Source organism: Methylobacterium sp. WL103 (genome assembly GCF_008039885.1).
Lineage (GTDB): Bacteria > Pseudomonadota > Alphaproteobacteria > Rhizobiales > Beijerinckiaceae > Methylobacterium > Methylobacterium cerastii.
Window position 1 is genome coordinate 1 of record NZ_VRUX01000612.1, and the last position, 2,464, is coordinate 2,464.

Consider the following 2,464-nt stretch of genomic DNA (forward strand, 5'->3'; position numbering starts at 1 on the left):
GCCTCGGCGGGCGTCGCGGGGGCCGGCTCGTCGGTCGGGCCGCCTCCGTGCGGACCTGACCGCGTCCGTGTTTCGCCGGTCTGTCCCGCCCGGCGGCTTGGCGATGTAACAGTATGACACTATCAGCAGGCACGACCGGCTTGAGGAGCGTGACCACGATGAGGACCTGGATTGCAGCCTGGCGAGGTTTCGCGCGTATGTCGGCCTTGGCGCTGAGCTTGGCCGGCGGCGCGCTCCCGGCCTCCGCGGCGGAGCGCCTGCGGGCGGTGGCGACCTTTTCGATCCTCGGCGACCTCGTGCGGCAGGTCGGCGGCGACGCAGTCGCGGTGACGACGCTGGTCGGACCCGATGCCGACGCCCACGGCTACAGCCCGGCGCCGGGCGATTCGCGGACGCTGGCCGCCGCCGGCATCGTCTTCGTCAACGGCCTCGGCTTCGAAGGCTGGATCGACCGGCTGATCCGCGCCTCGGGCTCGAAGGCCCCCGTGGTCGTCGCCTCGGCCGGCGTCGCCACGATCCCCGGCCGCCACGACCATCGCCACGGCGAGGGCGGCCGCGACGCGGCGGGTGCGGACGCCGACCCGCATGCCTGGCAGAGCGTTCCCAACGCGAAGGTCTACGTCGCCAACATCCGCGACGGGCTGGCGAAGGCCGATCCCGGCCACGCCGCCGACTACCTCCGCAACGCCGAGGCCTACCTCGCCAGGCTCGACGCGCTCGACGCCGAGATCCGCGCCGCGCTCGCCCGGATTCCCGCCGACCACCGCAAGGTCATCACCACGCACGACGCCTTCGGCTACTTCAGCGCCGCCTACGGCCTGACCTTCCTGGCGCCGCAAGGGGTCTCGACCGACAGCGAGGCGAGCCCGCAGGACGTCGCCCGGATCATCCGCCAGGTCCGGCAGGACAAGGTCCCGGCGGTGTTCATCGAGACCATCGCCGACCCGCGCCTGATGCAGCAGGTCGCCCGCGAAAGCGGCGCGCGGATCGGCGACAAGGTCTATTCCGACGCGCTCTCCGGGCCGGGCGGGCCCGCCTCGACCTATCTCGACATGATGCGGAGCAACCTGCGCGCGTTCAGCGCCGCGCTTTCGCCTTCGTAACCCTCAGAGCAGGCCGAGCTGCCCGCCGCCGTCGCCGGCGCTGCGGCGCTTAGGGCCGTTCCCGACCAGCACGCCGGCGCCCGACACCATCGCCTTGAACGCGGCGACGTCGGCATAGGCCTGGACCTGGGTCCGGAACCGCACGGGCGAGCACACGACGGGCCCGTTGCGGTCGTCGACCAGCGTCCAGAGCCACAGGCCGGTCGTATCCTCGGTGATATCGAACTGCATCGACGCCGCCCCCCGGCAGGTGCTGGATGCCATCCTGGATACGCGAGAAAAAAGCTCGACGGGTAAACGGCTTAGGCCGTTCAAGGCTTTGCCGGCAACGAACCGGCGAATCGGCCTGGTTGTCCCCGCTTTCCTCGGTTTTCACACAGAAGGCGGCCGGCGCCGGCGACGAACAGCTTCGTCCTGCGGCCCGTCTAGTCGTGCGCGCGCCGCGTCAGCCAGAACGCCCAGAGGCCGAGCATGAGGCCACAGATCGGGAAGGCGAACATCAAGAGAACGTGCGGATCGCTCATCGGAGGGTCCTGAGAATCCTGCGTCCCAGCCAATGTAGGGCCGCACTCGTCGTCGCGCAAAGGAGGAGGTTGGCGCCCAGGAGCGCGGCTCCGAAGTCGATGCCGGCGAGTCGCCCCGAGAAGACGGGCGCGAGGCCGCCGACGGCCAGAATCGCGATGGCGACGCCGTTCACGTAGGTCGCGGTCAGCTTGGCGCTCTCGTTGGCGACGAGCTTGGCCCGATCGGGCGCGTCTCGCGGAGCCTCGGATTCAGTGGCCATCAGGCGGCATAGCGGGCAACCCGGCAGGGAGAAACGGTCCGCCGACGCCGCGGCGCCGGTCATGTCGACCCATGACAGATCGTAAACCGATGGTTAAGACGCCCGCTCTAGCTTGATCGTGAGAGTGACCGGCGCCGATCTCCGCGCGCCGGCCTTCGGGGGACCGACGTGCGTTGGGGGGCTGATCGCTGGCGCTTGTATCGGCTGGTCGGGCGCGAGGTCGCGCGGACCGCGCGCGCCGCCTCGGCGCGTCTCTCCGCGCCGCCGGACATCCTCGCCCGCGTCCGCGTCACCGGCCTGGTCATCGCGCCGCACGACCTGCGCACCTCCGACGCCACCTTCGCCGACGACATCTATGCCGGGCTGTTCGTCTTCGCCGGGCGCTCGCTGGCGGTGAGCGGCGGCTCGCCGTTCGACTACACCCCGCCCTCGCCGGAATGGGCCGACGTGCTCTACGGCTTCGGCTGGCTCCGACACCTGCGCGCCGCCGACACCGCGCTCGCCCGCTCCAACGCCCGCGCCTTCGTGGCCGACTTCATCGCCGGGCGCGGCGACGCCGCCCTGGTGCTCGCGGGCG

3 protein-coding genes and 1 pseudogene are annotated in these 2,464 nt (G+C 71.3%); 2 read left to right on the forward strand and 2 right to left on the reverse strand.

Features of this window, described 5'->3' with window-relative positions; genetic code table 11:
• Positions 1 to 197 precede the first annotated feature (197 nt).
• On the forward strand, positions 198 to 1,103 hold the full coding sequence (locus FV222_RS23155; RefSeq protein WP_246685616.1) for a metal ABC transporter substrate-binding protein: 906 nt from the start codon (positions 198 to 200) through the stop codon (positions 1,101 to 1,103).
• A gap of 3 nt (positions 1,104 to 1,106) precedes the next feature.
• Here the strand turns inward: FV222_RS23155 and FV222_RS23160 are convergent, their stop codons facing one another.
• Entirely contained in the window at positions 1,107 to 1,334 is a 228-nt protein-coding gene (locus tag FV222_RS23160) for a hypothetical protein (protein ID WP_147765107.1), read from the reverse strand.
• 289 nt (positions 1,335 to 1,623) lie between these two features.
• Positions 1,624 to 1,950: an amino acid transporter protein gene (locus FV222_RS23165; protein WP_246685617.1), complete on the reverse strand. Its 327-nt coding sequence runs from the start codon at positions 1,948 to 1,950 to the stop codon at positions 1,624 to 1,626.
• A 105-nt stretch (positions 1,951 to 2,055) separates the two neighbouring features.
• On the opposite strand from FV222_RS23165, the pseudogene FV222_RS23170 reads away from it, so the two are divergent.
• Positions 2,056 to 2,464 (forward strand): annotated as a pseudogene (locus FV222_RS23170) (heparinase); the annotation flags it as partial.